Below are 9,182 nucleotides of genomic sequence, written 5' to 3' on the forward strand. Positions count from 1 at the left end.
TTATGAATATAACAACCTTTCTGTTTTTACTGATGTCCTTTGCCGTCTTAACCTCAACCGTGACCGAGGCGGTGAAAAAATTCCTGGAGGAGCAGCATATCCGTTACGCCTCCAATATCGTCGTGCTCATCATCGCGCTGATTCTCGGATGCGGCGGAACCATTCTCTATTATACAGGCTCCGGCATTCCTTTTACCCCGTTAAATATCATCTACATCCCTCTCATGGGAATTGCCAACTGGCTGGGCGCTATGGTGGGATACGATAAGGTAAAACAGGCAATCGAACAGCTGCACTGATTTTGTTCCATTATGAAAACATAATTGTTGATCGCCGTAAAGAGACGGCGGAAGGGAGAATACAATGTTAGTTAAAATTAAAAATTACCTGAAGCTTAGAAAACTGCGCAGAGACGCTCTGAGCCTGCTTATTATCAACAGCGCGGAGATCATCTCTGCTTTTAAGGATGTTACGGATCTCATCCATTCTTATCTGGGCGATACCGCGGAACTCCAGAAAAAACTGAGCGGTGAAAATATGGATACGGTCCTGAAATTCATGGAAGAAATGGTGGCCGCGCCTGACTTCAAGGATAAAATGTATGAAAAAATACACGACGATGCCCAGAAGCTTCGGGAAATGGAGGCTGCGAAATAAACCGGCACAATTCAAACTCCAAAACAGGAGGTGTTTATGGATATTGACTTAATAATGCGTATTACGGCTATGCTGGATGAAGAAAAAACATATAAAATAATTAAACGGCAGTTGGCTGATGTTCAGAAGAAATTGCAGGGGCAGGTTCGCTTTGATATTAGTATGAATGAGAAAAAACTGAAATCTGAATCAGAAAATGTCAAAAAGAATATCTCAGACCTGTTTCGTGATCAGAATATTGCAGTAAAACTGGATCTTCAAAAAAAAGATTTACAAAGCAATATTGATAAGTTCTTAAAGAACAATACCCGTATGACCAAAGAACTTAATTCACAATTTGTTGCTCTGAAAAAAACAATAGACAAAGTTGATGATACCTCTGACTTATCTGAATTAGAGGGGAAGCTTAGCGCTTTAAAGAAAGAGGCTATTGACACCGGACAAATGGGAGGACAAATAAGCGACCTTTTTAAAAGTGCTGCACAAATGCTGTCGTCCCTGGATATTAAGGGTAAAATCATCAATCAGGTAAAAGAATCAATAGAAGAGCTGAAAGGCCTTGATACCATTCTTACTGAAATCGGTAAAACAGGAAATCTGACCAAGGCACAGCTAAAACAGCTTGGCGATTCCGCCTTTGAGACAGCCAGTACCTATGGGAAAAAAGCTTCTGATTATTTGACAGAAATACAAAAAATGGCTAGTTCAGGCTTCACCGGAAAACAGGGACAGGCAATGGCCGAACAGGCTCTTCTTGCTCAGACAGCCGGAAATATGACCGCCGAGGTAGCAAATAATTATATTTTAGCCATGAATGCCGCATATAAATTTAATGGCGAAGCAAAAAAGCTAAATGAAGTTATTGATGGTCAAAACAGTATCTCAACCCGCAACAATATTTCCCTTTCCAATATGGCAGCCGCAATGACTGAAATCGGAAGCGCCGCTTCCGGTTACCATATTTCAATTGAAGAATTGTCTGCCATGATAGGCACCATTGGTTCCATAACCCATATGGAAGGCAGTGAAATCGGCAGCAGTGTTAATTCTATACTGAATAATCTGCAAAATACCGGCTCTGCAGATATCACAGATACCCTGAATGCCGCCAATGTATCTATGACAGAACTTGTTAACGGTTCAGAAAAATTGCGAGATCCTATCTCCATTCTCAAAGAGTTATCAGCCGTTTATAACCAGTTGGGCGAAAATGATTCTTTAAAGGGCGATATACTAAGCAGCATTGGAGGAAATACACAGTCAGAGGAATTGGATGCTCTGCTCCGGAACATGGAAACTTTTGACAGCATGCTTACCGATTATGCACAGGGCAGCGGAAGTGCTATGGAAACTGCTATGATGTCTGCCAACAGTTGGGAAGGTAGTCTCAACCAGCTTTCCAATACATGGACAGACACTGTCAATAATATTGCAAATTCTGATACAATTATTTCCGGTATCAATGCTTTAAATTCTTTACTGGAAATAGTCAATAAACTAACAGAAGCACTCGGACCAGCAGGTTCAATTGTACTGGCCGGAGGGCTTTTCGCCGGATTTAATAATGTCGGTAGGGTTAAAAAGTTTACCCTCATACAAATATGCCGACAGTAATAGAGTTTCTTACCAAAGGTAAGTTTTAGATATTACGCTTAATGAAATACATTAAGTTAAATGAGGTATATGGCCTGAATAGGTGCATAGTCAATAATTCTATGCCTGGGAAAAATGTAAATACTCTGCTACTCTCCTGCGATTGGTGACAATCCCAGGTTCGTAAAAATGCGTGAGTTTCATTTGGTCAGCAGGAAAGCCGTCTCGTTCTGAGCGGAATCCCCACAGTAATGACATCCTCATAAGCAGTATATGAAATGATACTGTTTAAACAGACATTCGGGACTGACACTGAGCAATACAGTGAAATTATTAGGCCGAAACTTTACTCTTCTGCCTTTATTGCATGTTTGGCATTCCTGCTACTGGAATGAATCGGGTAAAAAATAGCACTATATTTATTCTATACAATTTATCAGCTGATAGTATCCTTATGTAAAATGAATTTGCAGTTCACTCGAAATTATTATTTCACAAATAATAAAAGACATACCCTTTCATAATAAACGATGTATCTTTTAACATTATTCCATAATATAAACAATATTACATATTTTTCTTTTCAAGCAGACATACCGCTTCTATATTATAAAATCTTTTTTTAACCGTGATCATGCTGATCCAAACACATCATAATCACACAGTACGATATTTAAAACAATTGAAAATCACTTAGGCAAGACCCAATTATCTTTAACTAAGTTCTCAAAGCTTTCAAACGCAATAAAGCTTACCTTTTTATCAGAATCAGATATTTCTGCTTTAAAAGCATACAATTCGGAAATTGAAAACAATATTAATTCAACAGAAGCAATTAAGAATACTATGCAATCCGTAAGTAAAGCCGCTATAGATATGGCAAATAAAACAAATGGAACAACTGTTGAATTGAATAATTTATCAACAAATTCTCAAATTGGTAAAGCAGCTCTTGAGGGTTTAGCCTTAGCAGGAAATGCAATTGCATCATGGGCTCTTGCCCAAGTAATATCCTTAATTGTCAGTGGATTAGATAGTTTAATTCATGCCGTAGATATTGCCAAAGATAAGCTCGATGAGTCATCAGATACATATCATTCTACTTCATCCGAATTGGAAAATTTGAACGAAGAACTACTTGATACTACAGACAGAATGAAAGAACTGGAAACTGGTGGGATTTCACTAATTGAAGAAGATGAATATAATAAATTATCTGCCGCTAATGATGAATTAGAAAGAACTATCGCATTAAAAAAAATAGAAAAACAGTTTTCTGCTAATGAAACTGCTGAGGATGCAGTAAATCTCTATAGTAAATTAACAAAAAAAGGCCAGAGAACGCCTTCACAAGAGCAAATCGATGTAATAAAAGACAATAATAGCGTAGACAATATTAATAAATATACTATCTCTTATGGAAAAGATGATTTGACTTCACTGTTGGCAAATTATTCACTTCTTCAAGAGGCGATAGATAAAACCAAATCCGAGATGTCTTTATTATCTGATGACACCACAGAAGAAGGACAAAAAAAGCTTAAAGACCTAAACAAATCTTTAGAAACATATGAAGATTATCTGGCAAAAACTGGTACTTACATTAATACATCTATGCAGAATTATCAAAAAGTATTTGATGAATTATCAGTGATAAAGAATGATAAAGGCGAGTTATCCCAATCAGAGCAAGAAGCGCTGGATGGAGCTGATAACGCACTTTCACTAATACTTAATACTGTACAAGCACCTAAAAATTATGAAGCTTTAGATTCTGACCCACAAAGAAATGTAATCTCTCAAAAACTTCAAGAAAAGGGAATCTCTACATATAATGCAGATACTGTTACAGCTTCATTAACCGAAGAAGAACTTAAAATTGTCGGTAATATTGATTTTAATAAAGTTGATTCTGTTGAGTCATTTAAACAGGCTCTGGAAGCAATCAAACACGATGCAGAAAATCCTAACAATGCTCTCGAATTACCATTTTCAGATACACTATCAGAACTTGACGCAAAAATCAAACCAGCACTAGAATCTATTGGAAATGTATACAAAGAAATTTTCACTTATGATGATAATGGAGAAGAAATATTTTCATTAGATAACATAGATTTTGATACTTTCACTTCAATCAAAGAAGGTTTAGAAGAAATACAAAAAGCCGGCGGAGAAATTGATATTTCAGCATATGAAAACCTTATTTCTGTGCTTTCCGACTCTACATCAACTGCCGATGAAGTACATGATGCATTTAATGAAATGGCATCATCTTTATTTACAGGACTTAGCAACGTAACTAATGCGAACTATGATCTTGTAACCTCATCATTAGAATCCATGGGCATTACAAACGCTCAAATAATATCCTTTAATGCCTTAACCAACAATGTAGATGCACTAAAAGAGGCTGATTTTGATCTATTAAATGCTGATGAATCACAAATAAACTCTTTTGTAAATAAACATGTTGCAGCAGAATACGCAAGCCAGGCATATGACTTGCTATGTCTTAAACAAATTCTATATAATAATACACCACTAAATACTGATAAAGATATAGAAAATATACTTTCCTTAGCAGAATCCGCAGGATTTGCGTCAGATCTACTTGCCAAATTGTCAAATGTCAAGGCTTTTTGGGATACGGCTATGGCCTCCGGCGATGCTCGCGCTATATCTGAAGCTAATAGAGCATTACATGACATAAAGGAACAAATAAAAACTGAATTAGCCAATTTTTCCCCCCTTGCAAAGGTAAGCAATAATGCATCCGCTCCTGTAAAGCAAGCTACAAATTCCACCCCGAAAGAAACCACCGATCCCCACGTCACCGATTTCGACGAAAAATACGACAAACTCAAAGACCTCAGAGATCGCGATATCCTCAACGAAAAGCAATACCTGGATGCCCTCCGCGCCCTCAACGAAAAGTATTACAAAAACGACAAAAAATACACCGACCAATACGAAAAATACAAAAAAGAATATCTTGACGGCATGCTCAGCCTCCATGAGTCCGTCATATCCATTGCTACCAAACAGATAGACAAATACATCAGTTCTTTGGAAGATCAGAAGGGCGCCGCAGTGGATTCCCTCAAGGAACAGCAGGATGCCGCCAAAGAGGCGCTGGAAGCCCAGAAAGACGCCCTGGAGGAGCAGATAAAGCTGATTGATAAGCAGATTGACGCCAAGCAGGCCGAAATCGATGCCATCAATGAAGAAAATGAAGCCCATGAAAACACTATAAATCTGGAAAAAGAACAGTATGAGCTTGAACGGCTGCGCAATCAGCGAACGGAATTTACCTACAGCGGTAAAGAAAAAGGCTTCGTATACCGGACGGACACCGGCGCAATCCGTGACCAGGAACAAAACGTCAAGGAAGCGGAAGATAAAATCCGTATTGCCGGCATAGAAAAAGAGATTTCCCTCCTGGAAAAGCAAAAGGATGCGCTGAAGGATCAACAGGATGCAATCGACGAACAGATTGACAAGGTTGACGAATATTATGGGAAAATAATAGAGGATACCGAAACCTACTGGGACGGTATGATTCAGGGCGCTGAAAATGCCAAATCCGAATGGGAGAAAATGGGCGACGCCATAGAAGAGGCCGAAGACAAAGTTAAGCTGGCATCCGTAGGAATCGATCCCGATGATCCGAATGCACTGCTGTCAGAGGAAACCATCCGCAATTTTAAAGAAATGCACGATAGTCTGATGGCTGATGTCTACGCCGGCAATTCAGAAATGCTGAACGCCTTATCCGAGCTGGAAAATGTAAACCTGTCTTCTCTCACCGGATATTTATCCGATACACAGGAGTTTATGGAAATCCTGGCAGAAGGCGTAGACTTTGAAAACCTAAACAACTCTCTTGGCAGCGTCATGGACCAATTTTCCAAGGTTGCTGAGGCCGCGGGCATAATGACTGGCTCCGTCGTCGGCACTACCGGCGTATCCGTCGGAAAAAATAACGGCACAAACGCTTCTCCCTCCCAGGGCTCCGGCAATGGAAACATATCGTTCATAGACGCGGTTGCCGGCCTGGAAAAAGAAAGCGTTCCCATGCTCAATAATGTTGCGGATGCTTTTGCCGGCGGCGAGGACTCGGAAGATTCCACGCAAAGCATTGCCGGAAGCGTTGAAGCAGCTAAAGCGGCCATTGCAGGCTCTTCCTCCGGGAAAAAATCCTCCGCAGAAGGAGAAAACAGCTCCGGCGAGGATTCCGGTTCCCTAATGGAGGCCATGGCCGCCCAATCCCAGGCCGCGCTGGATGAAGAAACCGGAATTCCGGCCCAAATCCAGAAATGGCAGGAACTAAACGGAGTTCTTTCCGGCATTCTTGAAAACCTCAGGAATATTGCAGCGATTATTCCTCTCTTAAATCCCCAGGACGGTAACTTTTCCGTTACCTCCGGCACTACCGGAATAACCCAGGCAAATGGCGGCCTTTCTCATGGCGATAAAAATGCCATGGTCTCTGAATACGGTCAGCTGGAAACTATCATCCGAAGAAACGGTACCTACCAAATCACCTCATCCCCGACTCTGACTGATTTAAACCCCGGCGACATAGTTCTTAACAACAGCAAGACCCTGGCACTGATACGCAGTAAAAGACGCGCCGCTTCTTCCGGTGTCAAAAATCTTTCCCTCGCCAGCCCGGTTCTTTTCTCCTCCGCACTGCCCGAACTGCAGCCCCGCAATTCCGTGTTGGCACAGTCTAACGCAGCCGCAGCCTCGCCGATTTTTGCGGACAATCATCAGGACAATAAAATTGATGTCACCATCGGGGACATTATTCTTGAAAATGTCCGGGATACGGATACACTTTCCCGGCAGATTGTCATGCGCCTGCCCACGCAAATCAAACAGGAACTTTCAAAAAGGGGGTAATTGTAAGGGTATGCCCAAACTGCATACCCTGAAAAAATATGGAAAAATATGATGAAAAGGCAATCTCTGTCCTCGCAAGAGCATTTGCCGACAATATAAAAAATGTGAGGTTTGATTACGAAGGCTTCATACAAAAAGACAATGGCGACGGCACCTGCCAGGTCATTGTCAACCAACAGCGCTACGACATAAAAAATGGGACAGCGCTTACATTTGAACCCGGAAATAAATGTCTCGTTTACTGTATTTCCGGAGACTTTAACAGGAAGGTGATCATTGCAAAATTATAACGGTCCGGGACGGCCATCGTCCCGGGCTGTTAGACAAACCCATAAAAACCTTCCTCTGCAATGGAGGTGAATACATGCCAATCCCATATAAGAAACTAAAAAATCTGGCAGAGGTTCAGAAATTACAGGATTCCGATATCACTGTAATCGAAGATCAGGACACCACTCGCAAGGGTACCCTGAAACAGCTGATCCAGTATGTAAAAGAGCATAATGACATAAGGAGCTTTTATGCCCATCAGGAGGACATCGGCACAGCAAACGGCATTGCGCCGCTGGATGATAAAGCCAGGCTTCCATCCGAATTTTTAAGCTACGGGAAAGAAACAGGAACCGTTTATGAAGGCTCTGCCGGAAAAGCGTTGGAGGCCAGCTTAGACAGCCACAAAGCAGATTCCGGAAATCCCCATAAAACTACAAAAGCCCAGGTAGGGCTTGGAAATGTCACAAATGAATCCAAAGCCACCATGTTTAACAGTCCTGTTTTTACCGGCATTCCTACCGCTCCCACAGCGGACGCGGATGATAATTCCGGGCAGCTGGCAAACACAGAATTCGTAAACCGGCAGATAGCAAACGGCATTGCCGCGTCCGACGCCATGATTTTTAAAGGGACACTGGGAACCGGGGGCACCATTTCCGCCCTGCCCTCCACCTATCTGACAGGCTGGACCTACCGCGTTGTCACAGACGGCACCTATGCCGGACAGCCCTGTGAAACAGGCGATCTGATCGTTGCGCTTACGGACAGAAAGGGTTCCGGCAATCTGGATTCCGACTGGACCGTCTGCCAGACAAATATTGACGGTGCCGTAATTCAGACAAGAAAAATCAACGCAGGCAGCGGCCTGACCGGAGGCGGCACCCTGGCCGCCGACAGAACCCTCAACGTAGGCGCGGGGAACGGCATCCATGTGGACGCCGATTCCATTTCCGTGAAATCCAATACTACCGGTTCTCCCGGCACCATCGGCAAAACAGTTACCAACGCAGACGGCGTAGGCGTGGTTCTGGGGACGGACAGCAGCTCCGCCTTCCGCGGAGATCAGGGCAAAGCCGCCTATGATCACAGCCTGGCCGCCCATGCCAGAACCGATGCCACCAAAACAGAACGCTCCGAAAAAAACGGCAATATCAAAATCAACGGTACGGAAACCCCCGTCTATAAGCTGCCCGATACCGCCACCTTTGGCGACGGCGCCGGTTTTTCCATAGACCAGACTGCCGGCACCTATCAGCAGAAAATCGAAGTAGTGGACAATTCCACTGCCGGTGACGCCGTATTCAGGGTTTCCCAGTCCGAAGACAGCGGAACTACCTTCCATTCCCTTCTGGAAGTTCGTGATGACGCCACCGGCTATCTGGGCAGCGGAAAAATTTATACAACAAATAACAAACCCGGCAAGGCCGATGTAGGCTTGGGCAGCGTCCCCAATGTAACTACAAACAATCAGACTCCCACCTTCACAAGCGCCGCCACACTGGCCGGGCTGACCTCAGGAGAAACCCTGTCCGTTTCCCTGGGCAAAACCGCTAAGGCCATCTCCGACTATATTACCCACCAGTCGGACAACAGCAAACATGTTACCACCACGGAAAAATCAAATTGGAACGATGCAAACGCCAAAAAACATGTGCATGGTAATCAAAGTATCCTGGATGCCCTCACACAGCCCCTTCTCGACAAATGGAACACTGTCTCCGATAAAGTGGACAAGGTCACAGGAAAAGGCT

The 9,182-nt window shown here is 42.9% G+C and carries 5 protein-coding genes and 1 pseudogene; all 6 read left to right on the plus strand.

All coding sequences use genetic code 11. The features are described from left to right. The first annotated feature begins 2 nt into the window (after positions 1-2). Positions 3-299 (plus strand): hypothetical protein, encoded by a 297-nt coding sequence (locus HMPREF1548_RS16740; RefSeq protein ID WP_021637552.1) that lies wholly within the window; start codon positions 3-5, stop codon positions 297-299. A 64-nt stretch (positions 300-363) separates the two neighbouring features. After that, positions 364-657 (plus strand): hypothetical protein, encoded by a 294-nt coding sequence (locus HMPREF1548_RS16745; RefSeq protein WP_021637553.1) that lies wholly within the window; start codon positions 364-366, stop codon positions 655-657. Positions 658-693: 36 nt separating this feature from the next. Continuing rightward, positions 694-2,271 carry a phage tail tape measure protein gene (locus tag HMPREF1548_RS16750; RefSeq protein WP_021637554.1) on the plus strand — a complete coding sequence of 526 codons (1,578 nt, stop codon included), beginning with the start codon at positions 694-696 and terminating at the stop codon, positions 2,269-2,271. A gap of 855 nt (positions 2,272-3,126) precedes the next feature. Continuing rightward, entirely contained in the window at positions 3,127-7,158 is a 4,032-nt protein-coding gene (locus tag HMPREF1548_RS16755; protein WP_157065701.1) for a hypothetical protein, read from the plus strand. A 38-nt stretch (positions 7,159-7,196) separates the two neighbouring features. Then, positions 7,197-7,448 (plus strand): hypothetical protein, encoded by a 252-nt coding sequence (locus HMPREF1548_RS16760; protein WP_021637556.1) that lies wholly within the window; start codon positions 7,197-7,199, stop codon positions 7,446-7,448. 74 nt (positions 7,449-7,522) lie between these two features. Beyond that, positions 7,523-9,182, plus strand: a pseudogene (locus tag HMPREF1548_RS16765) (hypothetical protein); the annotation flags it as partial.

The sequence above is a fragment of the Clostridium sp. KLE 1755 genome (assembly GCF_000466465.2).
GTDB lineage: Bacteria > Bacillota > Clostridia > Lachnospirales > Lachnospiraceae > Eisenbergiella > Eisenbergiella porci.